Origin of the sequence: Nitrospirillum pindoramense, from assembly GCF_007827955.1 — a bacterium.
Classification (GTDB): domain Bacteria; phylum Pseudomonadota; class Alphaproteobacteria; order Azospirillales; family Azospirillaceae; genus Nitrospirillum; species Nitrospirillum amazonense_B.
In genome coordinates this window covers 308,949-334,237 of record NZ_VITR01000006.1, presented here as the reverse complement: position 1 = coordinate 334,237, position 25,289 = coordinate 308,949, and the positions used below count along the sequence as shown (strand labels likewise).

Genomic DNA, 25,289 nt, shown 5'->3' with positions numbered 1-25,289 from the left:
GGCGAAGATTTGCCCGTGACTCCCGCGTACCAGGGCCAGACGGCGGATTTGCCGCCGCTGATGACAAGGATGCCCCCATGATGACCCAGATGCTTTCCCGCGCCATCCTCGCCCTTTCGCTGGTCGTGGCGCCGGTTGCGGCATTCGCCCAATCCCAGGACGGCCAGCCGGCGCACCCGGTGGCCCGCGCAGCCATGAAGGCTTGCCAGCAGGATCGCCAGACGCTGTGCAAGGATGAGCAACCCGGTGGCGGCCGCATCCTGGCCTGCCTCAAGGCGCATGAGGACAAGCTGTCGCCAGACTGCAAGTCGGCGCTGGCCACCCTGCCGGCCCATGGCCCGGCTCCGCAGGGAAATTAAGCAAGCCTGCACGGGGATGGTGGCGGGAGGGGCTGTGAGCCACTGGGCGGCGCCTCCCGCAAACGGGCAGGTCTGCCCTCCATCCCAGGGCGTTGGCGGGGGCGGATGATCTGCTATTCTGCGGCCCTCCGGACCCGGAATGGGGTTCGTCCATCGGAGCCCGCGTTTCCCATGCCTGCCGCCGCGCCGCCCTCATCCGCCCCGCTGTCCCCGGTTTCCCCGTCCGGGCATGCGCATACGGCCGCCGTCTCCGGCGCGCCGGAGCGGCTGACCCTGGCCCTGCCCAAGGGCCGCATCCTGGATGAGGTGCGGCCGCTGCTGGAAGCCGTGGGGTTGAGGCCCGAGGCGGCCTTCGATGACCCCAAGAGCCGGGCGCTGCGCTTCGCCACCAACCTGCCGCATGTGGAGATCATCCGCGTGCGCAGCTTCGACGTCGCCACCTTCGTCGCCTTCGGCGCCGCCCAGATGGGTGTGTGCGGCAACGACGTGCTGATGGAATTCGACTACCCCGAAATCTACGCGCCCCTGGACCTGGGCATCGGCCATTGCCGCCTGGCCGTGGCCGAGCCGGTGGCCGAGGCCCAGGGCGACGACCCCTCGCGCTGGAGTCATGTGCGCGTCGCCACCAAATATCCCGAGGTTACCCGCCGCCACTTCGCCCGCCGTGGCGTGCAGGCGGAATGCATCAAGCTGAACGGCGCCATGGAACTGGCGCCCAGCCTGGGCCTGTGTCAGCGCATTGTCGACCTGGTGTCCAGCGGCGCCACCCTGAAGGCCAATGGCCTGGTGGAGATCGAGCATATCGCCGATGTGACCTCGCGCCTTATCGTCAATCGCGCCGCGTTCAAGACGCGCCACCCCGAGATCCAGGACTGGATCAACCGTTTCACGGAGGTTGTCAGCCATGCCGCGTGACCTGCGCACCACCGATGCCGGCTTCGAGGCGGACTTCGACCGGCTGCTGCATGCCAAGCGGGAATCCCAGAGCGACGTGGCCGACGCCGTGGCCGAGGTGCTGCGCGACGTGCGCCTGCACGGGGATGAGGCGCTGATCAAGTACACCAGCCGCTGGGACCAGCTGGACCTGACGCCCGACCGGCTGCGCATCGCCGAATGTGAGATCGAGGCCGCCGTGGCCGCCTGCGATCCCGAGGTGATCGAGGCGCTGAAGGTCGCCGCCACCCGTATTGAGGCTTTCCACCGCCGCCAGACGCCCGACACCTACGATTACGTGGACGACGCGGGCGTGCGCCTGGGCGCCCGCTGGACGCCGCTGTCGGCCGTGGGCCTGTACGTGCCTGGCGGCCTCGCCTCCTACCCCAGCTCCGTCCTCATGAACGCCATTCCGGCCAAGGTGGCGGGCGTGCCGCGCCTGGCGATGGTGGTGCCGACGCCGGAGGGGGCGCTGTCCCCCCTGGTGCTGGCGGCCGCCCGCATCGCCGGGGTTGATGAGATCTACCGCGTGGGCGGCGCCCAGGCGGTGGCGGCCCTGGCCTACGGTACGGCCACCATCCGCCCGGTGGACAAGATCGTGGGACCCGGCAACGCCTATGTCGCCGCCGCCAAGCGCCAGGTGTTCGGCACCGTGGGCATCGACATGATCGCCGGCCCGTCCGAAATCCTGGTGGTGGCCGACGGCGCCAACGACCCCAGCTGGATCGCGGCCGACCTGCTGTCGCAGGCGGAGCATGACAGCAGCGCCCAATCCATCCTGATCAGCGATGACGCCGCCTTCATCCAGGCGGTGCGGGCGGCGGTGGACACCCACCTGAAGACGCTGCCCCGCGCCGTCATCGCCGGCGCCAGCTGGCGCAACAACGGCGCCACCATCCTGGTGCGCGACCTGGATGAGGCGGTGGCCCTGGTCGACCGCCTGGCGCCGGAACACCTGGAACTGGCGGTCGCCGATCCGGACGCCCTGGCGGCCAAGGTCACCCACGCCGGCGCCATCTTCCTGGGCCGCTACACGCCCGAGGCCATCGGCGACTATATCGCCGGCCCCAACCATGTGCTGCCCACCGCCCGCAGCGCCCGCTTCTCCTCCGGCCTCAACGTGCTGGACTTCATGAAGCGCACCACGCTGGTGGGCTGCGATGCCGCCAGCCTGGGCCGCCTGGGGCCCCAGGCGGCCATCCTGGCGGATGCCGAGGGCCTGGGCGCCCACGCGCTGTCGGTCCGCGTTCGGTTGGGCGGCTGAGGGGCGCCCGGATGTCCGACGCCAAGCCTCCGGATGATGGCCGCCAGCGCATCGTCCACGTCCAGCTGGTGGAACAGACGGCCATCCGCCGCCGGCCGGAGGTGGAGCATGAGCGGGCGGTGGCCCTGTTCGACCTGGTGGAGGAGAACCAGCAGTTCCAGCTGGTGGACCATCCGGACGCCGGCCCCTATCGCCTGTACCTGTCCATCGAGGACAACCGCATGGTCTTCGACCTGCGGGACGAAGGGGATGCGGAGGTCGACCGCATCACCCTGCCGCTGACCCCGTTGCGCACGGTCATCCGCGATTATTTCCTGATCTGCGAGGGCTATTACAAGGCCATCAAGACCGCCAGCCCCTCGCAGATCGAGGCCATCGACATGGGGCGGCGGGGCCTGCACAATGAAGGCTCCGACCTGCTTCGTGAGCGGCTGGCCGCCAAGGTGACCATGGACCATGGCACCGCCCGCCGCCTGTTCACCCTCATCTGCGTCCTGCATATCCGGGGCTGAGGGCGGCAATGGCGGATACCCCGGATCCTTTCGCCGCCTTCGCCCCCGCCGTGCACCCGGCCCAGATCACCAGCGTCCTGTTCGCCTGCACCCACAATTCCATCCGTTCGCCCATGGCGGCCGCCCTACTGCGCCACCTGCACGGCCATCGCCTGTATGTCGACAGCGCCGGCGTGCGCGAGGGCGACCCCGACCCTTTCGCCGCCGCGGTGATGGAGGAGATGGGTATCGACATCAGCCGCCACCGCGCCAAGACCTTCGACCAGCTGGAGGACACCAGCTTCGACCTGGTGGTGTCGCTGTCGCCGGAGGCGCAGCACCGCGCGGTGGAAATGACCCGTACCACCGCCTGTGACGTGGAATTCTGGCACACCTTCGACCCCAGCTTCATCGAAGGCAACCGCGAGACCCGGCTCGCCGCCTATCGCCAGGTGCGCGACAGCCTGCTGGCCCGCATCAAGCAGCGCTTTCCGCTGGGGCCTGTGCCGGTGTTATAGCCCATCCGGTGGCGCTTGATGGGAATGTTTCCCGGCCTAGTTCCGTTACGGCGAGAGCCAATGCGGCTTCGTTTTTCTTGGAAATGACGGAGAAACGAATGAAGCCAAGCTTTGACCGTATGTGGGCCAACTTCCCTGATCACAGCACTTACCCCACGTTACGGGATTTATACACGTGGCTTGGTGGGGCGGCGGAAAAAATATTCAGAGTGAAGGGTTCGGACAAAACGGGAATACATGCGCCTCTCGAATGAGCGTTGCTCTAAACAAGTCTGGAGCCCCAATCGTCGGAAATATGCCCGGTGTCCGAACAATTGGTGCGGCTGATGGTTCTCGAATTATATTCGCTGTGGCGGATATGAGGACTTATCTTGCTCACACGTTAGGGAATCCAGACATAGACAACACAAGCCCGTTTGATGATAAATTCAAAAATAAGAAGGGTATACTTGCGTTCAGCGTAAACTGGACTGGCGCATCAGGTCATATCGCACTTTGGAATGGCGCTACATATCGTGAGCCAGCGCACGACAACTTCGCAACCTATGTCCATCCAGTTATCTCAAGTATTAGAACGTCAAGGGGCGAATTTTGGGAGTTGATATAAATGAATATGAAATTTTCGTGCGTTCTCATGGGAGTTGTTAGCTTTTTCGCCGCCGGTTCCATTGCCCTTGCTTCAGGCCGCAGCGCGATACAGCGGGATGTTGAAAGCTACGCCATCGCCGTTTGCTTCGCGTCTCAGGAGGATCAACCTTACCTGAAGGACCAGGGGTATGCCTGGGCGGAGGTCATCGTCCAGGGGCGCGGGCGGGGACCAGAGTCATTGGAGCCCTTGCGGGCAGCCATAAAGAAGGTGTTGGCCAAGGGCCATGTGCCGGTGGGATTTGACGAGGCTCATCCCATGGAAGGCAAGGCGCTTCCCGTGCTCTATTGCGGCGAGATCATCGACAATCCGACCGTGCGCGCCGCCATTACCGAGGTTGTGGCCAAGATCGCCAAGAGTCGCTGATTTTCAGCTCACCGTCCGTCCCGCCCATACCAGAACTTGTCCGGCAGGGCGGCCGTCTCCGGCGACAGCAGCGGGTTGGGGATGTCGATGCGGCGGCGGGTGTCCAGGTGGGCCTCGGTCAGCATCTGGCGGATGTAGGGGCTGTCGTTGAAGTATTTGAGGTAAGATCCGTCCTCATAGGCTTTCAGCAGGCCCTGTTCGATCACCGACGCCAGGGCCTCGTTGGCCTTGCTGGTGTAGAAAAAGCTGTCGAAGGGATAGACCAGGACCAGGTCCTGCTCCACCGCCAGATCGGGCACCTCGGGCGCGCGTTGCGCCACCTCCGCAAAGATCTCATTGGCCCCGCGGGGGAAATAGTCGATGCGGTTCAGGCCGACCAGGCGGAACAGCAGATCGTAGCGAAAGGCCTCCACCGGCAGTCCCGCCGCCTGCAGGATGTCCACGTCCGGCCAGCCCAGGGCCTGGCCCGCCGTCAGCGCCTTCAGGTCTTCCAGACCCCGGACGGCGGAGAAGCGGGCCTGCGCCGCCCTGTTGATGATGAACAGGCGATAGCCCAGGACGCCGCGGTAGATCGGGATGCGGATGGGCCGCAGCTCCCGCTCCAGCCGCGCGGACATGCCATTCCACAGCAGCGTGATCTCCCGCCCCTGTTGCAGGGCAACGGCGGCGCGTGCCTGCTCCATGGCCAGGGCGCTGGGGCGGATGGTGTAGTGGGCGCCCATCTTGTCCAGCGCCAGGCGCAGCAATCCCAAGGGGTAATCGTCACGCGGGTCGGTGGCGTTCTCCGTCGCGCGGGGATAGACGATGGTGAAGAAGGCGGGGGCGTCGGCCGGCTGTGGCCCGCTGGCCAGGGCCCGGCCTGGCGATGCCACCATTCCCACCACCATCAGGGCCCCTATCGTCAGGGCCATGCGCAGCACGGCCCCGGGCCACCGTTTCCAGCCCATCGCTTTTCCCCCCTGGTCCATGGGACCGGGTTCCGGTCCTGGTGCCGGCGCGGATTCTGCCATCCCGGACAGCATTTCCCACCGGGAATCGACGGCGCGACATCGATTTGAGAAAGGCCCAGGGGCGCCCGTCCAGGGTGCGACCGTCGGCCCCGTCTTCCCGGTCATCAAGGCCGTTCAAGGCTGTAGCGGGCGGCTGCACGGTATGGAACAATCGGCTTAAGTCTTTTCACAACCCGGCGGTGTCTGATGCGTTGGCTTGGCGTGGCGCTCGCGTGCCTTTTGGTTTCCGGTTCGGTCATATCCTCTGGGGCCACGGCCCAGGTCAAACCGCCCGAATCAAAATCCGCCCCGCCGCCGCTGATGCTGCAGCATCCCAGCCTGTCGGCCAGCCTGATCGCCTTCGACTATGGCGGGCAGATCTGGACCGTGCCGCGGGCGGGCGGCCAGGCCACGCTTCTGGTGGCCGGGCAGGGGCAGAACAGCGGCCCCGTCTTCTCCCCCGACGGCAGCCTGGTGGCCTATACCGGCACCTATGATGGCAACACCGACGTCTATGTCGTGCCCGCCACCGGGGGCCAGCCACAGCGCCTGACCTGGCATCCGGGCCGGGATGTGGCGGTGGGCTGGACGCCGGACGGCAAGAACGTGCTGTTCCGCACCCTGCGCACCACGCCGCGCGACCTGGAACAGCTCTACACCATTCCGGTCGGCGGTGGGGTGCCGGTGCAACTGCCGCTGCCCTCCGGTTTCCAGGCCAGCTATTCGGCGGATGGCGCCCGCCTGGCCTATGTCCCCTTTTCGCAGTGGCAGCCGGCGTGGAAGCATTATCGCGGCGGCCAGACCTCGCGGGTGTGGATCGCGGCGTTGAGCGACAGCAGCGTGATCAAGATCCCGCGCGACAACTCCAACGACCGTATCCCGCGCGACAACTCCAACGACCGTAACCCGATCTGGGTGGGCGACACCGTCTATTTCCTGTCGGACCGTGACGGGCCCGTGGCCCTCTACGCCTACGACGTCAAGACGGCCAAGGTCTCGTCCGTCGTCCGCAATGACAAGGGCTTCGATATCCAGTCAGCGGCGGCCGGGCCCGGTGGCATCGTCTATGATCAGTTCGGCAGCCTGAACCTGTACGACACCGCCACGCGTCAGACGCGCGCGGTGCCGGTGACCATTTCCGGGGAGCTGCCGCAGACCCGGGCGCACCTGGAAACCCTGGATCCGGATCAGATCCTGCACGCGGCACTCTCCCCCACCGGCAAGCGCGTGCTGTTCGAGACGCATGGCGAGATCCTGTCGGTGCCGGCGGAAAAGGGCGATGTGCGCAACCTGACGCAAAGCCCCGGCGTGGCCGACCGCGACCCGGCCTGGTCGCCGGACGGCAAGACGGTGGCCTGGTTCTCCGACGAGGGCGGGGAATATGCCCTACACCTCCGGTCGTCGGATGGGCAGGGGCCGGTGAAGGTCATCGGCCTGGGCCAGCCGCCCAGCTATTTCTACAGCCCGGTCTGGTCGCCCGACAGCAAGAAGATCGCCTATACCGACAAGCGGCTGAACCTGTGGGTGGTGGACGTGGAACACGCCGGCGACCATCCCACCCCGGTGAAGGTCGACACCGACCGCTATGACAGCCCCACCAGCCAGCTGAGCCCGGCCTGGTCGCCGGATAGCCGCTGGATCGCCTATTCCAAGCAATTGCCCAACCATCTGCATGGCATCTTCGTCTACAGCCTGGCCGACAAGAAGACGCAGATGGTGACGGACGGGCGCAGCAACGCCATGTCGCCGCGCTTCGACCGGGGCGGCAAGTACCTGTACTTCGTGTCGTTCACCGACAACGGCCTGGACCAGGGCTGGCTGGACATGTCCAGCATGGGCCGCGCCACCAATGGCCGTGTGTATGTCATGGTGTTGCGCCGCGACCTGCCGTCGCCCCTGGCGCCCGAGAGCGATGAGGAGCCGGCGGCCGACAAGAAGGATGACGGCAAAAAGGACGGGGATAAGAAGGACGGCGACAAGAAGGGGGAGGGCAAGAAGGGCGCGGATGTCCGCATCGACTTCGCCGGCCTGGAGCAGCGCACCCTGGCCCTGCCCATCCCGCGCGTGAACCTGGCGGGCCTCGACGTGGGGGCGGAGGGCGTCATCTTCGCCAGCGCCGCCCCCGTCGCCCTGACGGACGAGGATTATCTGGAGGGGGGTGAGAACGGCCCGCCCAGCCTGGAGGTCGCCCGTTTCGACCTGAAGACACGCAAGACCGACAAGTTCCTGGACAGCGTGGACCCCGGCAGCTTCTTCGTCTCGGCCGACGGACAGAAGGTGCTGTACGCCCAGCACGGCCGTTGGTTCGTGAACGGCGCCGACAAGGCGCCGGACGCGGGGGCCGGGGCCCTGAAGCTGGACGATATGCAGGTGTGGGTGGACCCGCGCGCCGAGTGGCGGCAGATGTACCATGAGGCTTGGCGCATCGAGCGCGACTTCCTCTACGACCCTAAGGCCCAGGGCCTGGACCTGGCCAAGGCGGAGCGGGTCTACGCCCCCTTCCTGGAGGCGCTGGCCGGCCGCGTGGATCTGAACACCCTGTTCGCCGAGATGACCGGCCACATCGGCCTGGGCCACACCTTCGTGGGCGGCGGCACCTTCCCCAAGCAGGACAAGGTCAGCGTCGGCCTGCTGGGCGCCGACTACAAGGTGGTGGGCAACCGCTATCAATTCGCCCGCATCCTGGAGGGCGAGAACTGGACACCGGGGGCGCGGGCGCCCCTGACCCAGCCGGGCGTGAACGTCGCCGTGGGCGACTATCTGCTGGCGGTCAACGGTAACGAGGTGAAGGCGGATCAGGAGGTCTACCGCTATTTCCTGGGCACGGCCGGCAAGCAGACTGTGCTGACCGTGGGCCCCAAGGCCGACGGCGGCGGGTCGCGCCAGGTGACGGTGGTGCCCCTGGCCTCGGAGGCCAAGCTGCGCCTGCACACCTGGATGGAGGAAAACCGCCGCAAGGTCGACGAACTGTCCGGTGGGCGCCTGGCCTATGTCTACCTGCCGGACACGGCCGCCGGCGGCTTCGCCAACTTCAACCGCTACTACTACTCCCAGGTGGGCAAGCAGGGCGCCATCATCGATGAGCGTTTCAACCACGGCGGCCAGATCGCGGACTTCATTGTCGAGCAGATGAAGAAGACGCCGCAGATGATCAACACCACCCGCGAGGGTGAGGACATGGTGGAGCCGGCCCAGGCCATCTATGGCCCCAAGGTCATGATCATCAACCAGATGTCGGGATCGGGCGGCGACGCTTTACCCTGGCTGTTCCGCAAGGCGCAACTGGGCACGCTGGTGGGCGTGCGCACCTGGGGCGGCTTGGTCGGCATCGGCGGCTATCCCCCGCTGATGGACGGCGGTTCCATCACCGCCCCGCGCTGGGCGATCTACGGCACCCATGGGGAGTGGGAGGTGGAGAACATCGGCATCCCGCCGGACGTTGAGGTGGAGCAGGATCCCGCCCTGATCCGCCAGGGCCACGACCCGCAACTGGAAAAGGCGGTGGCCGTGGCGCTTGAGCAACTGGCCAAGAACCCGCCGCCGACCTTCAAGCGGCCTGCCTATCCGGACCGCAAGCCGGTCCTGCCGGACCCGGCACGGTGAGGGGGCGGTAACGTAAAAAGGGGCGCTGGGCACTCCCTCCAGCGCCCCTTTCTTTATCCCTGTGCCATGTCGCGTCATACTCAGGGGATACCGAAACCTTTTTTGGATTAGGCGTGCCCATGACCCGCATCGTTGGCGCATCGTATGCGCGTCGCCATCTGTCAGCCCTGTTGGGGGAAACGGTGGTCATCTCCCACCGGGGTATTCCTGTGGCGCGGTTGGAGCCCTGGGTGCCAGCAGCGGGGGACGATGCTTGGGATTAGCTCATGGCGACGCTTAAGCTCGGTCTGCCTTTGGGCGGCGGCCACACCGAACGGGACGATTTATATGACCGCTGAATCACACCCCGAAGACTGATCACACCGCTTCCGCCATCGCCCCGTCCGGCGGGGGTTCCCGGGCCGGCGCGGGGTCGGGGATGCGCAGGCCGTGGGTGTGGGCCAGCATGGCCTGGGCGATCTCCCGCTCGCCCATGATGACCAGGCTGGCACCGTGCTGGCGCAGGTGGTCCACGGCGGCGTCGGTGTGGGCGCGGGCGATGATGTCCAGATGCGGGTTGCGCTTGCGCGCCTGGGCCACCACCTGCCCGGCCTCGAAGCTGTTGGGCACGGCCACGAACAGCCACCGCGCCCCCTCGACATTGGCGGCGGCCAGCACGTCGGGCTGGGCGGCGTTGCCGGCGATGACCTCCTGCCCGCTGGCGCGCAGCTGTTCCAGGATGCCGGTGTCCTCCTCCACCACCAGCACCGGCGTGCCGTCCTGGCGCAGGGCCTCCCCCACCAGCCGGCCGACGCGGCCATAGCCGATGATGATGGCGTGCTCGTCCAGGGCGGTGGGCTCAGGCGCGGTGAAGACCTTGACCTTGGCCGGGGCCGCCGCCACCTCGGCGGTCCCTGGGACCGTCCCCTTGCGCTGGCGCAGGGTGGCCAGCCGCTGCAGGCCGATGAACACCACCGGGTTCAGCAGGATGGACAGGATGGCGCCGGCCAGGATCAGGCTTTGCCCCGTGGGCGGCAGCAGGCCCAGGTCGACGCCGAACGCCGCCAGAATGAAGGAGAATTCGCCGATCTGTGCCAGCCCGCCGGCGATGGTCAGTGCCGTGCTCTCGCTGTGGCGGAAGGCCCGGACCAGGCCATAGGCCGCCGCGACCTTGCCCACCAGGATGATGGCCAGGGTGCCCAGCAGGGGCAGCGGATGCTGGATGATGATGTGCCAGTCGAACAGCATGCCGACGGATACGAAGAATAGCACGGCGAAGGCGTCGCGCAGCGGCAGCGATTCCTCCGCCGCCTCATGCGCCAGGGGGGATTCGGCCAGGGTCATGCCGGCGAAGAAGGCGCCCAGGGCGAAGGACACGCCAAACAGCTCGGCGGCGCCGAAGGCCACGCCCAGGGCCACCGCCAGCACCGCCAGGCGGAACAGCTCGCGTGAGCCGGTCTGGGCGACGCGGTGCAGGACCCAGGGGATCAGCCGCCGCCCGCCCACCAGCATCAGGGCCACGAACACCGCCACCTTGCCCAGGGTCACCGCCAAGGTCAGGCCCAGCTGCGACATCGATGGCGTGCCCATGCCACCAAGCAGGTCACCCAGCGCCGGCAACAGCACCAGGGCCAACACCATGGCCATGTCCTCGACCACCAGCCAGCCGATGGCGATCTTGCCACCTTGCGTTTCCATCAGCCGCCGTTCCTGCAGGGTGCGCAGCAGCACCACGGTGCTGGCGACCGACAGGGCCAGGCCGAAGACCAGGCCGGCCCCCAGGCCCCAGCCCATCAGGTGGGCCAGACCCATGCCCATCAGGGTGGCCACGCCGATCTGCGCCAGGGCGCCCGGTATGGCGATCAGCTTCACCGACATGAGGTCGGACAGGGAGAAGTGCAGGCCCACCCCGAACATCAGCAGGATGACGCCGATCTCGGCCAGTTGCGGCGCCAGATGCTGGTCCGCGACGAAGCCGGGCGTGAACGGGCCCAGGATGACCCCCGCCAACAGATAGCCCACCAGGGGCGAGATGCGCAGGCGTGTGGCGATGGCGCCCAGAACGAAGGCGCAGCCAAGGCCGCCGACGATGGTGGCGATCAGGGGGGTCTCATGCATCATGGGCGGGGGGTGGCCTCCGGGATATGGTTCTGGGGGCGGATGCCCCGGTTGGGGGCAGCCTACCAGGACGAGCCCTCCGGTCCCACCCCGCAGCGGGCTGAATCCGCACGCTGCCCCTGTTTTACCCGGTTAAAAGCAACCGGCAGTGACGGGGGGCACGGATGCCCACCCGCCACCGCCAGCCATCACGGCGCGGATTGGCCCAGCCGCGCCACGTTGTCGTCGGAATTGCGGTCGATCAGCTTGTTGTAGGGATCGATGCCGACATAGTCCGGCTTCTTGTCCACCACCAGCTCGATGGTCTGCTCCCCGAAATGAAGCGGGTGCTTGGCCAGGTGGATGACGTCCTGGTCGCCGAAGGTGGGCGCCCCCGGGTCGGCATGGAACAGGCCGATGTCGATGGGCATGGCGACGAAGGGGACGGGCGTTTCCTTGCCCTGGCCGTCCGCCTCGAATTTCGAGGCGCTGACCGTCACGCTGACCTTGAAGTGGCCGTCGGGCAGGGCCTCCGCGTGCGAGCCCGTGACCTTCAGGTCGTACAGCACGATCTTTTCCAACAGGTCGCTGATCAGGTCCGCCTGACCCGGTGCCTCCGCCTTCAAGGCCGCCACCAGATCGGTGGACAGGGCATATCGGTCGGTGCGGGCCTTGCCGTCCTTCAGCAGGCGGGCCAGTGCCCGGTTCACCGTGTCCTCACCCAGGTAATCCTTGAGGGCGTACATGGCCAGCGAGCCCTTCCTGTAGTGGATGTAGGGCTGTCCTTCGACGCGCACCAGCGGCAGTTCCTCCAGTTCCTCGTGGCCGCGATTGCGCAGGTAGCTGTCCAGCTCGTATTTCAGGAAACGGCGGATTTGGTTGGGGCCGTATTCATGCTCCATCACCATCAGCGCGCTGTACTGCGCCAAGCTTTCCACCAGCAAGGTGGTGCCCTGCACATTGGCGGCGATCAACTGATGGCCCCACCACTGATGGGCCACCTCATGCGCCGTCACATAAAAGACGGGGTCGATCTTGGTCTTGTCCCGCAGGTCGGCGATGAAGCCGATGCCCTCGGAATAGGGCACGGTGTTGGGGAAGCTCTGGGCGAAGCTGGCGTAGTCCGGAAACTCCAGCACCCGCAGTTGGCGGTGCTGGTAGGGGCCGAAATTGGCGCTGCAATAGCTCAGCGCCCGCTTCATGCCCAGGATCATGCGGTCCACGTTCCAGGCATGCGGCGCGTGGTAATAGACGGCCAGGTCCACGGCGTGGTCGCCCTCGCCCCAGGTATCCCGCGCCACGGTATAGCGGGCCGACAGCCAGGACTCGAAATGGGCGATGGGGCTGTCGGTGTGATAGTGGAAATAGTGGCGGTTGCGGCCGGCGGCGTCCTTGGCCGTCCATTCCCGGTCCAGATAGCCCGGCGCGATGGCCGTCTGGTCCGGCGCGGTGGAGACGGTGGTCTCGAAGTCCACCAAATCCGCGTCCGGCCCCAGGTCCGATACCGCCCATTGGCTCTGGTCCTCCAGCTTGGGCAAGCGGTCGATGGGGGCAAGGCCATACCGGCGGCGTTTGAACTTGTCATCCAGCAGGCGCGCGCGGTCGAACCCGATGATGGGCAGGGCGCGGCGATAGCCGATGAAGCTGCCGTTGTCCACGACAAGGGGGACTGTGGCGTCGTTGGTGAAGCCGGGGTTGCGCTGGCTGATGGCGAAGTCCAGTTCCCGCGTCTCCCCCGGGGCCAGGGGCTGGTCCAGGGTGAAGATGTAATAGTTCAGGGCGTGGTCTTCGGTGGTCAGCTTGGCCCCCTCAAGGGCCGTCTTCTCCAGCGTGATGCGCACGGGCAGCACCATGTGCACCTGGGCGATGGGGGCCTGGGTGTGGTTTCTCAGGGTATAGTGCCCGCGGGCGTCGAAACCCTGCAGCTCGGGATAGATGTCCACGTCCACCGACACCTTGGTGATGCGCGGCTGGGGCAGGGTCTCGTACTGGCGATAGGCCCGTTCGAACGCCACCTGCTGGTCCTCGTTCATCTGCCGGTCGCGGTATTCGTTCAGGACGTGGGTGTTGTGGTGGATCCAGACGCCGCTGCCGATGAAGCCCAGCAACAGCAGGACCGCCAGGGCGCGGGTGGGCCCGGTCCAGCCGGTCACCAGGGCCCGGCCCCGGTCGCGCCAGGTTAAGGCGCGGCTGCGCGGCCACAGCAGATGGGTCAGCAGCAGCAGCATCAGCGCCGCCATGCCCCAGTAGACGTTGAACCAGGTATCGGCCAACAGGAACCGGCCATAACCGTTCATATCCGACAGCAGCAGGGTCGGTGAGCCGCCATAGAGCAGCAGGTTGTCCTCCAGCCCCAGGCGCTGCGCCACCAGGGTCAGCACGACATAGACCACCATGATGGCGTAGCCGACGAACTTGTTGGGGGACAGCACCTGCACGAACAGGGTCAGCGCCGCCACGATCAGCATTCCGGGAAAGGCCATGCCCAACAAGGGCGTCAGGTACAGGCCGGGTTCGATGGGCACCGGCCCCCGGGCGATCTGCATCGCCATCGTGGGCACCATGGCCACCAGCCACAGACCGGCCAGCACCATGGACACCGCCAGGAACTTGGACAGGGTGAAGACCCACCCGGGCGCGGGCGTCGCGCCCAGGATCTCGGCCACGCCCGCCTGCCGCTCCCGCCATACGAATTCGCCGGTGTAGTAACCGGCGATGGCCAGGGGGGCGATGGAGAAGGTGCCCAGGATCGCTTGCACCATCAGCCGGGTCACGGGGTAGGTGGCGGTGCCGTAGAGCGTTTTCTGAAGCAGCAGCGAAGCCATCATGTTGACGACGCTGAGCGCCAGCAGGATCCACAGGCTGGGGCTGCGCAGGGTGGCGCCCACCTCGAACGCCAGGCGCCGGCGCAGCATCTGCCAGGCGGCCCCGGCCCCTAGGCGCCCAGTCCCCAGGCGCGGGGCGACGGGCCGCAGAGGGGACGGAGCGGTGGGGGCATCCTTGGTGGGTCGGGGGGCCGCTTGGCGGGGGCCGCGGCGCAAAGCCCAGCTGTCCGCCGCCAGCCCCAGGCCGAACAGGGCCAGGGCCGCGCTGATCCAGATCAGGCGGTTGCTCAACAACTCCCCCGCCAGGGCGGGCAACTGGGTGTTGCGCTCCACCACCGTCCAGTAGCGGGTGGCGTTGGCCAGTGGCGCCAGGCCGAACGGGTCGACATAGGCCGCGAGGACGCGGCGGGAGGGTTCCGCCAGGGCGCTGCTGATCAGGGCGTAACCGCTGATCAGCACGATCATGACGACATAGGTCGCCATCTGCCGGCGGGTGAGCGCCGCCACCAGGAAGAACAGGGCGCCCGTCACCAGCAGGTTGGGCAGGCTGAACACGCCCAGCGCGAACAGGTAGTCCAGCGGGCGGAAGGCGCCGAAATGCTCCGGGTCAACCCACCAGGCCAGGCGCCCCAGCAGGATGCCCCATTGGCAGGAGGAAACCGCGGCGGCGCAGGCCACGAAGGCGCCAAGCAGCCGCCCGGTCAGCATCAGGGGGCGTCGCACCGGCGTGGCCCCCACGATGCCGGCCATGCCGGTGTCGGCGTCGCGCAGCACCGGGTCGGTCAGGCCGCGCAGGCCGATGGTCATGCCGAACAGGCTGAGGATGGCTGCGATCTGCAGCACCATGACCGGGCTGTCCATATGGACGCCGTTGCTGCGGCCCCCGATCTGGATCTGGTCGATGGTGGTGGCCAGGAAGGTGATCAGGAAAAAGATGATGAAGTTGATGATCAACGCTGGTTGGCGCAGCTGATAGCGCAGCTCGAACCAGGCGATACGGGCGATGAGGCACAGCGCGGCCATGGGGGCGGACCTGTCCGTTGGCGTGGTGGCGGGAAGGGGGATCAGGCGGCCAGCACGGTGGGATGGCGCCGCTGGTACAGGGCGGCGAAGTACACATCCTCCAGATCGCCCGGCACCGCCTCGAACCCGTCGCCGGGGCTGGCGTCGGCCAGCACATGCAGGACGCTGCGCCCACCCACCAGGCGGGTGGCGATGACCTGATACGCCTGGCGGTGGGCCTCCACCTCCGCCTTGGCCACCACCTTGCGCCAGACACGGCCGCGCATGCCCTCGATCAGCGCGGCGGGGTCGCCGGCCGCCACGATCTGCCCGCCCTCGATGATGGCCATGCGCGGGCACAGGTCGGCCACGTCGTCCACGATGTGGGTGGACAGGATGACCACCACGTTCTCGCCGATGTCCGACAGCAGGCCGTGGAAGCGGTTGCGCTCCTCCGGGTCCAGGCCGGCGGTGGGTTCATCCACGATGATCAGGCGCGGGTCGCCCAGCAGGGCCTGGGCGATGCCGAAACGCTGGCGCATGCCCCCGGAAAAGCCCGACAGCGCCTTCTTGCGCACGTCGTACAGATTGGTCTGCTGCAGCAAGGCCGCGACCTGCTCCCGGCGTTCCGCCTTGTTGGCCAGCCCCTTCAGCACCGCCAGATGGTCCAGCATGTCCTCCGCCGAGACGCGGGGATAGACGCCGAATTCCTGCGGCAGATAGCCCAGGGCCTGGCGCAGGCGCGCCGGTTCCGCCAAGACGTCGATGCCATCGAAGGTGATGCGCCCGCTGGTGGGCTGCTGCAGGGTGGCGATAGTGCGCATCAGGGTGGATTTGCCGGCGCCGTTGGGGCCCAACAGGCCGAACATCCCCCGGGGGATGTCCAAGGTCAGGCCGCGCAGCGCCTGCACGCCGTTGGCATAGGTATGCGTCAGCCCATCGATCTGCAGCATCGTGTGAATGTCCCCCGCGTTTTTCCCTGGAATCAGGGCGTTGGCAGCCATGGTATTGCGACCGCGACGCAAATCAACGCCATTATGGGGCGATGGCATGGGGCCAATTACGCCTTTGGCTTGTGGGGTGTCGTTCAGGTGCCCGTCCGCTGATCCGCCGGTGGGGGCGTGACCTTGCGCGGCGCGCGCTTGCGCTTGGGTTTAGGGGGAGCCTCGGGGGCGGGCGTTATCGCGGGCGTGACCGGCAGCGCGGCCTCCGCCGGTGGCGTCTCCTCCGGCATGGCGGGGACCTTGCTGGCCACGGTATCCGACCCCATCGGGACTGGTGGCGCCGTTTCGCTGCCGGCTTGGCGGACCCGGGTCCAGGCATAGATGAGGGCCATCAGCACGAAGGACAGGGAAAGCAGGCCGCCCGCCAGCATGTGCACCGTGTCGCCCCGGCGCAGCAGACTGAGACCGAACAGGATGCCCAGGGCGCACTGCCCCGGCACGAGCAGACGCGCGCCCAGCCGCCGCCAGGGATAGGCCCTCAGGTGGGCCAGGACGGGCAGCACCCCGGTGCGTGTGGCTTGCCAAACCCGATCCGCCCAGCCGCGCAGGCGCCCCGCCAACGGCTTCAGGCGGTTCCACGCCAGCGCGCCCGCGTGGGCCGCGCGGCGCGTCCCCTCCCGGCGCGCCCGCCAGGCCGACAGTATGCGTGCGGCGGCGGCCGTGGCCATCCGCGCTGTCACGGGCCGCGCCTGGTGCCATAGCGTACCCAGCCAGAGGCGGCAGAGCGTCCAGGCGATGGTGGCCCGGCGGCCGAGACCGGCGCGCAGGCGATACAGGATGCGGGCTGCGGCCCCCGCCGGCCGGCCGCTTTCCGGATTGGCGTCTTGTGACATGGGCGCCCCCTTGCTCCCCCGGGGCGCCGCCCCCGGCCCACCCCATGCCACCAGTCTGGCATGTCGGCGGCGGCCCGCAAGACCGCCGGCCTATGCCCTATGGACAGGGGTTACGCTCTGGGGCGGGGATCAGAACCCGAGGCCGAAGGCCAGGCGCAGGCCCTCGTGCAATTGCGCGCCATAGCCGCCCAGCACCGCCAGCCGTTCGATGACCACCAGGATCAGCACCGAGAACAGCACCAGGCGCAGGGTGGCGCGCAGCCGCCGCTCCGGCTTCACCTTGGTCCACACCCGCATCAGGGCGGCCAGGAAGCCCAGCCCCAGCAGGCCGGCCGCCACCCGCAGGGCGACGACCATGCCCAGCGTGCCGAACAGCGCCACGCAGACCGCCATGCCCAGCAGGATCAGGCGCAGGGTCATGCCCTTGGTGTTCATCGGGCGACCTTCACCAAGGCGTGGTTCTTCTTGCCGGACGACAGCTTGATGATGTCGCCGTCGGTGATGTCGGCGGGGGTGATCTTCGCCTGTTCATCGGCGATGCGGATGTCATTCACCTTGGCGCCGCCGCCCTTGATCAGGCGCCGGGCCTCGCCGTTGCTGCCGGCCAGGCCGGAACGCAGCAGCAGCGCGTAGGCGGGGATGCCTTCCTCCAGTTCCGCCAGGCCGACGTCGATGGTGGGCAGGCCTTCCGCCGTGGCACCTTGTTCGAAGGTCTGGCGGGCGGTTTCGGCGGCCGCCGCCCCCGCCTCCTCGCCCCGCATCAGGGCGGTGACGGCGTTGGCCAGGATCTTCTTGGCCTCGTTGATCTCGGCACCCTGCAACGCCTCCAGCCGCGCGATCTCATCCAGGGGCAGCTCGGTGAACAGGCGCAGGAAGCGGCCCACGTCCGCATCCTCGGTATTGCGCCAGTACTGCCAGAAATCCCAGTCGCTGAGGCGTTCGGCATTCAGCCAGACGGCGCCGTTGGCGGTCTTGCCCATCTTGGCGCCCGACGCGGTGGTCAGCAGCGGGGCGGTCAGGCCGAACAGGGCGGCCTGCGACACGCGCCGGCCCAGTTCCACGCCATTGACGATGTTGCCCCACTGGTCGGACCCGCCGCATTGCAGGGAGCAGCCGTACCGGCGGTTCAGCTCCACGAAGTCGTAGGCCTGCAGGATCATGTAGTTGAATTCCAGGAAGGTCAGCGGCTGTTCCCGGTCCAGGCGCAGCTTCACGGAATCGAAGGTCAGCATGCGGTTGATGGTGAAATGGCGGCCCACGTCACGCAGGAAGGGGATGTAGGCCAGCTCATCCAGCCAATCGGCGTTGTTGGCCAGGATGGCGCCGTTGGGCCCGTCGTTGAAATCCAGCAGCCGGTCCAGCGGCTTGCGAATGCCCACGATGTTCTGGGCGATGGCGTCGTTGGTCAGCAGCTGGCGGGATTCGTCCTTGCCCGACGGATCGCCGATCTTGGTGGTGCCGCCGCCCATGAGGGCGATGGGGCGGTGTCCCGTCTTCTGCATCCAGCGCAGGATCATGATCTGCACCAGGCTGCCCACGTGCAGGCTGTCGGCGGTGGCGTCGAAGCCGATATAGCCCGTCACCGGGCCGGTCAGGAAGGCGGCGTCCAGCCCCTCAAGATCGGTGCATTGATTGAAGAACCCGCGATCGATCATCGCGCGCAGGAAGTCGGACTTGGGGGCGTAGGGGTGGGGGGCGTAGGGGGACGCGCTGCTCATGGGATGAACTCTGCCAGCTTTGAAGCGACTGTCGAAAAGGAAGACGTCTGTTATCACATCCCGTGATTTCGTAAAACCAAAGGGGCCACAAATCGGGCGGGAACCGGAAGCCGTTCGGGACCGGCGCCGGGGAAGGAACGGGATGATGAGCATGGTTTGCGCGCTGGGCCTGATGAGCGGCACCTCGCTGGATGGTATCGATGCCGCCCTGGTGCGCACCGATGGCCGTGACCGGGTGGAGCCGGGTGCCCACCTGACGCTGCCTTATGAAGATGGGTTCCGCGACCGGCTGCGCGCCGTTCTGGGGCAGGTGGACGGTCCCCAGGTGCGGACGGTGGAGGACGAACTGACCCGGCTGCATGCCCACGCCGTTTCCGTGCTGCTGGAACAGGCGGGCCTGGCGCCGGCGCAGGTGGACCTCATCGGTTTCCATGGACACACCATCCACCACGCCCCGCACCAGGGCGTCACGCGCCAGATTGGCGACGGCGCCCTGTTGGCGGCCCTGACGCGCGTGCCCGTGATCAATGATTTCCGCGCCGCCGACGTGGCGGCGGGCGGGCAGGGCGCGCCCCTGGTGCCGCTGTTCCACCGGGCCCTGGCGGCGGACCTGCCCCGGCCGGTGGCCCTGCTGAACATCGGCGGGGTGGCCAACGTCACTTGGCTGGGGGCTGGCGCGGATGCGGTGCTGGGGTTCGACACCGGTCCCGGCAACGCCCTGATCGACGATTGGGTGCGGGCCAGGGCTGGCCTGGCCTATGACGAGGGCGGGGCGCTGGCGGCGCGGGGCCGGGTGGACCCGGCCGCGCTGGCGGCCTTGATGGCCCATCCCTATTTCGCGGCACCGGCGCCCAAATCGCTGGATCGCGACGCCTTCGACCCGGCGCCGGTGGCCCACCTGTCCGCTGCCGACGGGGCGGCCACCCTGACCCATTTCACCGCCGCCGCCGTGGCCGCCAGCATGGCGCACATGCCGGAGGCGCCGCGCACCTGGCTGGCCTGCGGGGGCGGGCGGCATAACCGGACCCTGATGCGGGCCCTGTCGGACGCCCTCGGCACGCGGGTGGGCAGCGTGGATGAGGTCGGTTGGTCGGGCGACGCGGTGGAGGCCCAGGCCTTCGGCTATCTGGCGGTCCGCTCCCGCCTCGGCCTGCCGCTGTCCCTGCCCGGCACTACTGGTGTGCCGGCGCCCCTTACGGGCGGTCGTTTCCATCCGGCGCCGGGACGGGGGCGGTAACGGGGCGGAGGCTCAGTCGCCCGCCAGCGGTAGTCGGGCTTCTTCGACGATGGCTTGATTCAGCCGCTCGATCACCGTGTTGGGGGTGGACAGGGTGCACATCACCCGCCCCGGCTGGTTGGGGCCGACGTTGGGGGCCGGTATGGTACGCAGGTCGCCCGCGGGGATGCCCTGTTCCGCCATGATGCGGTCCAGGGATCGGTGGTCAATGATGGCGTAGTCGATGCGGCCCTTGTTGATCATGGCCACCAGGACGCTCATGCCGCCGCGCACCCGCTCCCGGTTGGGGGCGTCGTGCGGGGGCGGGGGGCTGGCCGCTTCGCTGGAAGCCGCGCGCACATATCGCTCCTCCGCCCATGATCCATCAGAGAAACCGAAGACCAGCTCGGGGCGGGCCAGCAGCTCCGGCAAGGTCGGCGCGGTGCCGATGCGGGGGTCGCTGGTCCGCACCAGCAGCACCCAGTCCGGCACCGGGCCCAGCGGCTCGGTGAATTTGAAACGGTTGGCACGGTCGGCGGTCAGTGCCCAGTTCACCGTGCACAAGGGTTGCCGGCCGGCCTCCAGATCCGTCAGCAGGCGGCGCCTGGCCCAGGGCTCCTGCCACACCAGGGTCAGGCCGGCGCGGGCCGCCACGCGGTTCATCACGGTGGCCAGGGGACCGTAAGGCTGCTGCGTTTCCCGGTTCCAGCCCAGCAAGGGCGGCTGCTCGGCGAACACCATGGTCAGGGTCGGGTTGGGCGGCGTCGCGTCATCGATGACCGCCCACGCCGCCGGCACGCCGCAAAACGAAATACCCAGGAAAAAAAAGATACCAACCGGAGAAACGGCTTTCAGTGCGCGTCTCCCCAGGCGGGCACATGCTTGGACAAAGGCCTGGCCGCAGCTATTCAGCGGCAAGTGTCTTGCCCAGGTTGCTGTCCAGGTAGGTCCCAACGACCTCGTTCAACGCGTCGGAGCGGTCGTTGAAGAAATGGTTGGCCCCCTCGACCTTCTTGAAGTCGATCTTGATGTCGCGCTGGTTCGACAGCTTGTTGACCAGCTTGGTCACCGCCGCGTCGGGTACCAGCTCGTCCTTGTCACCATGGACGATGAGGCCAGAGGAGGGGCAGGGCGCCAGGAAGCTGAAATCGAACATGTTGGCGGGCGGGGCCACCGACACGAAGCCGTCTATTTCCGGCCGGCGCATCAGCAACTGCATGCCGATCCACGCTCCGAAGGAAAAGCCGCCGATCCAGCATGCCGTGGCGTTGGGATTGTAGGTCTGCAGCCAATCCAGCGCCGATGCCGCGTCCGACAGCTCGCCCTCGCCGCGGTCATAGGTACCTTGGCTGCGGCCGACGCCGCGGAAATTGAAGCGCAGGCAGGAGAACCCGCGCTGGGCGAAGGCGTGGAACAGGGTGTAGACCACCTTGTTGTTCATGGTCCCGCCATACTGCGGGTGCGGATGCAACAGCAGGGCGATGGGGGCGTTGGTCGACTTGCCGTGAAGGTAGCGCCCTTCGATCCGTCCGGCCGGCCCGTTGATGATGACTTCAGGCATCGTGCTCCGTTTCCGCTGCTGTAGGGGAACTGCCACCCGTACCATGGGGACCCGAAGGGGGGAGGACCGGCCGTGTCATGGCCCCGGCCCCCGGCATCGCTTGACCCGGCATGCGCGCGATCTTATATCGCAAGGCTGGGCCTCCTGGAGCCGTGTGCGGACGCATCGAACAATCTGACCCCCCGTTTGGCGGGATGGCCAGGCTGCGCTGATGGCAGGACGACCATTCCGGGCGCGATTTATACCACAGCGAGCGCATCGGTGTTCAAGCGTCTTCAAGAAGAGATCGAGGGCATCAAGGCTCGCGACCCCGCCGCGCGCTCCACGTTGGAGGTCCTGCTGTGCTATCCGGGCCTACATGCTGTGCTTTTGTACCGGATCGCCAACCACTGCTGGCGTCATGGCTGGCCGACGCTGGGGCGATTTATTTCGCACGTCGCGCGCATGGCCACCGGCATCGAAATCCACCCGGGCGCCACCATCGGTGCCGGATTCTTCATCGATCACGGCATGGGCGTGGTGATCGGCGAGACGGCGGAGATCGGGCGTAACGTCCACCTCTATCACGCGGTCACCCTGGGTGGCACGTCGCTCAGCAAGGGCAAACGCCATCCCACCGTGGGCGATAACGTCATCATCGGCGCCGGCGCCAAGATCCTGGGCGCCATCACCATCGGCGCCGGTGCCCGCATTGGCGCCAACGCCGTTGTCGTGTCCGACGTGGCGGCCGGCGCCACCATGGTGGGCATCCCCGCCCGCGCCGTCACCGCCAAGGCGAAGACGGAAAAGGACCAGTTCCTGGCCTACGGCACACCATGCAGCAATATGCCCGACCCCGTCGCCCGCGCTTTGCAGGCGTTGACCGACCAGGTCAGCACGCTCAGTCGCCGCATCGAGGAGCTGGAACAGGCGGCCCCCGCCGTTCCCCTGGTGCCGCCACAGATGATTTCCGCCGCCGTTCTGGACGAGGATGGCGGCAAGCCCGGCTGGCCGTCCGTCTAGGCGTGTCCGGTGTCCCTTCTTCCGTGATCGGTCATAGCTGATGCCGTCGATCTATCTCGACCATAATGGCACCTGTCCGCCCCGCCCCGAGGCCGTCGCCGCCATGGTGGCGGTGCTGTCCCTGCCAGGCAACCCGTCCTCCGTCCATGCCCAGGGGCGTGAGGCGCGGCGGCGGGTGGAGGTGGCGCGCCGACAGGTGGCGGACCTTGTGGGCCTGCCGCCCGCCACCCTCATCTTCACCGGCAGCGGGACGGAGGCCAACGCCCTGGCGCTGGCCGGCGCCGTTGGCCGGCGTGTGATCACCAGCGCTATCGAGCACGCCAGCGTGCTGGAGGCCACCCTGGGCGCCATCCGCTGCCCGGTCACTGCCGACGGTGTCGTGGATGTCGGCGCCTTGAACGGGCTGTTGGCCGGTGGCCCGGCGTTGCTGTCCCTCATGGCCGTCAATAACGAGACGGGCGTCATCCAGCCGGTGGCCGAGGTGGCGGCCCTGGCGCGGCGGCACGGCGCCCTGTTCCATTGCGACGCCAGCCAGGCGGTGGGCCGCCTGTCCTGGGATTGGGCCGCCATCGCCCCCGATTACCTGACCATTTCCGCGCACAAGATCGGCGGTCCCCAAGGGGTGGGTGCGCTGGCGGTGCGTGATGGCGCGCCCTTGAGCCCCCTTCTGCGGGGCGGCGGGCAGGAGCGGCGGCGCCGGGCGGGGACGGAAAACGTGGCCGGCATCGTGGGCTTCGGCGCCGCGGCCGCCGTCTGTGACGTGGCCGCCTTCAATCGGTTGGCCAATTTGCGCGATGGGCTGGAGGCGCGGTTGCGCGCAGCGGCACCGGGTTTGAGGGTGGCGGGCGCCGGCGCGGACCGGGTCGCCAACACCAGCTGCCTGGTGACGCCCGGTTGGCGTGGGGAAACCCAGGTGATGGCCCTGGACCTGGCGGGATTCGCCGTCAGCAGCGGCTCCGCCTGTTCCAGCGGCAAGGTGGCGGCCTCCCATGTGCTGGCGGCCATGGGCCTGACGCCGGACCTGGCCGGCTCCGCCATCCGCGTCAGCCTGGGCTGGTCCACCACCGCGGAGGAGGTGGGGCGCTTCGTGGACGCCTGGATTGGCCTGCACGCCCGCCGCGCGCCGTCGCCGGTGGCGCAGCAGGCGGACCTATCGCCACAGGATAGGCAGTCTGTCGTTTCCCAGACGACACGGCAGCAGTAGGGTTGCGCCCCGGCCGACGCGAGAAGGCCGGGCTGAGTAAAGTGTCCCCGGGGGCGGGGGTGTAGCAGGGGTGGCGGACGCATGGTCGAGGGAACTGGCGGGACTGAAGGCCCGCGCAATGGTGTGGGACAGGGTGTCTCCGGCGTGGTGCCGGGCGGCATGAGCGATTGCTGGGCCTGCGGCAAGCCGGTTTCCGGTCGGGCGCTGTTCTGCCACAACTGCGGCGCCATCCAGCCGCCGGCCGACCTCGACGCCTTCGCGCGCCTGAACCTGGAGCGGCGGTTCGATGTGGAACGCGCCGTGCTGGACCGGCAGCGGGCAGGCTTCACCCGCATCCTGGCCCCCGAACGGTTGAAGACGCGGGGGCCCCAGGAACGCGCCCTGGCCGATCGCCATCGGCAGGCGGTGGAACAGGCCTATGCCATCCTGCGCGATCCGGCCGCGCGTGCCCGTTACCTGCTGGACCTGGTGCGGCCGGAGGGCCCGTTGCCCGGTACGCCCGGCAAGGGGCCGGAGGACGCCGACATGGCGGACCTGGCCGCCCAGGTGGCGGACCTGCACGCGGCCAACCCGGTGGACGAGGATTTGCTGGAACAAGCGACCCTCGGGGTCATCGGCGCCATCGCCGGCGCCTTGGTGGACCTGTCGGCCGCGTTCCACACCGACAACCTGGCAGCCGTGCCGCCGTTGGCCGACCGCCTGTCCCTGTGTCAGCAATTGGGGGAGGCGTTGGGTGCCGTCACGCCGCCGGCCAACGATCCCGCCAACGATTAAGACGCAACATCCTTGATCGCGCCCCATCCCCCGGCGCTATCCTGGGGGCGGGCGGCGCCCGTGCCGCCCGGCAGCCACCGGGATGCGGGGCATGGACAAGACCTACAGCGGCGTTTCTTCCTTTGACGATATTCCCCGGCCAGGGCCGGCCGGGCCCTTGGACCGCCTGCGGCGCCTGATCGCGCCGGAACGCGGCGACCGGGAGGATGCGCAACTGGCCGTGGCCTTGTGCTTCGTCGCCGGCATGACCAACGCCGGCGGTTTCCTGGCGGTGGGGCAGTACACCTCGCACATGTCCGGGGTGGTGTCCGGCTTGGCCGACAACTTGGTGCTGGGCGCCAGGGACATGGTTTTGATGGGCCTGAGCGCGCTGGGCGCCTTCCTGGCCGGTGCCGCCTCTTCCGCCATCCTGATTAACTGGGGACGCCGCCGCGGCAACACCAGCCAATATGCCATGCCCCTGTCGCTGGAGGCGGCCCTGCTGCTGCTGTTCGGCGCGCTGGGCATCCTGCGCCCCGCTGTCCCCTATTTCCTGAACCTGGCCGTGCCCCTGCTGTGCTTCATCATGGGCCTGCAGAACGCCATCATCACCAAGATATCCCGCGCCCGCATCCGCACCACCCACATGACGGGGATGGTGACGGATATCGGGATCGAGCTGGGCAAGATGCTCTATTGGAACCGGCGGTCGCAGGACGCGGTTAGGGCTGTCGGCCAGGATGGCGCCCGCGTCCAGGCCGACCTGCCCAAGCTGCGCCTGTTGAGCAGCCTGGTTGGGTCGTTCTTCGGCGGCGGGGTTCTCGGCGCCCTGGGCTTCAAGGTCATCGGCTTTTCCGTGACGGTGCCGTTGGCCCTGCTGCTTCTGCTGCTGGCCATCGTGCCGCTGATCGACGACCTGCGGCGCG

General features: G+C 67.9%; 21 protein-coding genes and 1 pseudogene. 13 read left to right on the top strand and 9 right to left on the bottom strand.

Annotated elements, in window-relative coordinates:
• Positions 1–77 precede the first annotated feature (77 nt).
• The 7 genes from FBZ90_RS12390 to FBZ90_RS12360 all read left to right on the top strand — a co-directional run bounded on the left by FBZ90_RS12390 (position 78) and on the right by FBZ90_RS12360 (position 4,577).
• Positions 78–359 carry a cysteine rich repeat-containing protein gene (locus FBZ90_RS12390; protein WP_145732522.1) on the top strand — a complete coding sequence of 94 codons (282 nt, stop codon included), beginning with the start codon at positions 78–80 and terminating at the stop codon, positions 357–359.
• 171 nt (positions 360–530) lie between these two features.
• Positions 531–1,274, top strand: coding sequence for an ATP phosphoribosyltransferase (gene hisG / locus FBZ90_RS12385; protein WP_145732520.1), 744 nt, complete (start codon positions 531–533; stop codon positions 1,272–1,274).
• Complete coding sequence (gene hisD, locus FBZ90_RS12380; RefSeq protein WP_145732517.1) at positions 1,264–2,556, top strand: histidinol dehydrogenase; 1,293 nt, start codon at positions 1,264–1,266, stop codon at positions 2,554–2,556. The genes hisG and hisD overlap by 11 nt, the downstream gene beginning before the upstream one ends.
• Positions 2,557–2,567: 11 nt before the next feature.
• Positions 2,568–3,068, top strand: a complete 501-nt coding sequence (locus tag FBZ90_RS12375; protein ID WP_145732515.1) for a UPF0262 family protein — start codon at positions 2,568–2,570, stop codon at positions 3,066–3,068.
• Between the two features lie 8 nt (positions 3,069–3,076).
• Positions 3,077–3,565: an arsenate-mycothiol transferase ArsC gene (locus tag FBZ90_RS12370; protein ID WP_145732513.1), complete on the top strand. Its 489-nt coding sequence runs from the start codon at positions 3,077–3,079 to the stop codon at positions 3,563–3,565.
• 175 nt (positions 3,566–3,740) lie between these two features.
• Entirely contained in the window at positions 3,741–4,172 is a 432-nt protein-coding gene (locus FBZ90_RS28800; protein ID WP_145732511.1) for a T6SS effector amidase Tae4 family protein, read from the top strand.
• Positions 4,173–4,577 (top strand): hypothetical protein, encoded by a 405-nt coding sequence (locus FBZ90_RS12360; protein ID WP_145732509.1) that lies wholly within the window; start codon positions 4,173–4,175, stop codon positions 4,575–4,577.
• Between the two features lie 8 nt (positions 4,578–4,585).
• Here FBZ90_RS12360 and FBZ90_RS12355 read toward each other — a convergent pair whose 3' ends face one another.
• On the bottom strand, positions 4,586–5,524 hold the full coding sequence (locus tag FBZ90_RS12355; protein WP_186455771.1) for a type 2 periplasmic-binding domain-containing protein: 939 nt from the start codon (positions 5,522–5,524) through the stop codon (positions 4,586–4,588).
• A gap of 363 nt (positions 5,525–5,887) precedes the next feature.
• Here FBZ90_RS12355 and FBZ90_RS12350 point away from each other — a divergent pair, with 363 nt between their 5' ends.
• The gene (locus tag FBZ90_RS12350) at positions 5,888–9,169 is read left to right on the top strand and encodes a S41 family peptidase (RefSeq protein WP_246130368.1); all 3,282 of its coding nucleotides are present in this window, start codon (positions 5,888–5,890) and stop codon (positions 9,167–9,169) included.
• A gap of 357 nt (positions 9,170–9,526) precedes the next feature.
• Here FBZ90_RS12350 and ybaL read toward each other — a convergent pair whose 3' ends face one another.
• From ybaL to tyrS, 6 genes are all read right to left on the bottom strand, one after another.
• Positions 9,527–11,269 (bottom strand): YbaL family putative K(+) efflux transporter, encoded by a 1,743-nt coding sequence (ybaL, locus tag FBZ90_RS12345; protein WP_145732505.1) that lies wholly within the window; start codon positions 11,267–11,269, stop codon positions 9,527–9,529.
• 185 nt (positions 11,270–11,454) lie between these two features.
• Positions 11,455–15,093 carry a M1 family aminopeptidase gene (locus FBZ90_RS12340; protein WP_246130362.1) on the bottom strand — a complete coding sequence of 1,213 codons (3,639 nt, stop codon included), beginning with the start codon at positions 15,091–15,093 and terminating at the stop codon, positions 11,455–11,457.
• Positions 15,094–15,134: 41 nt separating this feature from the next.
• Positions 15,135–16,025, bottom strand: coding sequence for an ABC transporter ATP-binding protein (locus tag FBZ90_RS12335; protein ID WP_145732503.1), 891 nt, complete (start codon positions 16,023–16,025; stop codon positions 15,135–15,137).
• Positions 16,026–16,159: 134 nt separating this feature from the next.
• A complete protein-coding gene (locus tag FBZ90_RS12330) occupies positions 16,160–16,909 on the bottom strand; it encodes a hypothetical protein (protein WP_145732501.1) in 750 nt (249 codons plus the stop codon).
• A 129-nt stretch (positions 16,910–17,038) separates the two neighbouring features.
• Positions 17,039–17,344, bottom strand: coding sequence for a hypothetical protein (locus FBZ90_RS12325; RefSeq protein ID WP_145732499.1), 306 nt, complete (start codon positions 17,342–17,344; stop codon positions 17,039–17,041).
• Positions 17,341–18,627, bottom strand: a complete 1,287-nt coding sequence (gene tyrS / locus FBZ90_RS12320; RefSeq protein ID WP_145732497.1) for a tyrosine--tRNA ligase — start codon at positions 18,625–18,627, stop codon at positions 17,341–17,343. Before tyrS ends, FBZ90_RS12325 begins: the two co-directional genes overlap by 4 nt.
• Before the next feature lie 142 nt (positions 18,628–18,769).
• On the opposite strand from tyrS, the gene FBZ90_RS12315 reads away from it, so the two are divergent.
• Positions 18,770–19,864 (top strand): anhydro-N-acetylmuramic acid kinase, encoded by a 1,095-nt coding sequence (locus FBZ90_RS12315; RefSeq protein ID WP_246130360.1) that lies wholly within the window; start codon positions 18,770–18,772, stop codon positions 19,862–19,864.
• 12 nt (positions 19,865–19,876) lie between these two features.
• Here the strand turns inward: FBZ90_RS12315 and FBZ90_RS12310 are convergent, their stop codons facing one another.
• Both FBZ90_RS12310 and FBZ90_RS12305 read right to left on the bottom strand, forming a co-directional pair.
• On the bottom strand, positions 19,877–20,641 hold the full coding sequence (locus tag FBZ90_RS12310; protein ID WP_145732496.1) for a substrate-binding periplasmic protein: 765 nt from the start codon (positions 20,639–20,641) through the stop codon (positions 19,877–19,879).
• 106 nt (positions 20,642–20,747) lie between these two features.
• Positions 20,748–21,404, bottom strand: a complete 657-nt coding sequence (locus FBZ90_RS12305; RefSeq protein ID WP_004271979.1) for an alpha/beta hydrolase — start codon at positions 21,402–21,404, stop codon at positions 20,748–20,750.
• A 261-nt stretch (positions 21,405–21,665) separates the two neighbouring features.
• Between FBZ90_RS12305 and cysE the strand changes: the two genes are divergently transcribed.
• The 4 genes and pseudogenes from cysE to FBZ90_RS12285 all read left to right on the top strand — a co-directional run.
• A complete protein-coding gene (gene cysE / locus FBZ90_RS12300) occupies positions 21,666–22,406 on the top strand; it encodes a serine O-acetyltransferase (RefSeq protein WP_145732492.1) in 741 nt (246 codons plus the stop codon).
• A gap of 40 nt (positions 22,407–22,446) precedes the next feature.
• Positions 22,447–23,610 carry a cysteine desulfurase family protein gene (locus tag FBZ90_RS12295; protein WP_145732491.1) on the top strand — a complete coding sequence of 388 codons (1,164 nt, stop codon included), beginning with the start codon at positions 22,447–22,449 and terminating at the stop codon, positions 23,608–23,610.
• Between the two features lie 81 nt (positions 23,611–23,691).
• Positions 23,692–24,384 carry a hypothetical protein gene (locus tag FBZ90_RS12290; RefSeq protein WP_145732489.1) on the top strand — a complete coding sequence of 231 codons (693 nt, stop codon included), beginning with the start codon at positions 23,692–23,694 and terminating at the stop codon, positions 24,382–24,384.
• A 157-nt stretch (positions 24,385–24,541) separates the two neighbouring features.
• Positions 24,542–25,285 (top strand): annotated as a pseudogene (locus tag FBZ90_RS12285) (YoaK family protein); the annotation flags it as partial.
• Positions 25,286–25,289: the final 4 nt, after the last annotated feature.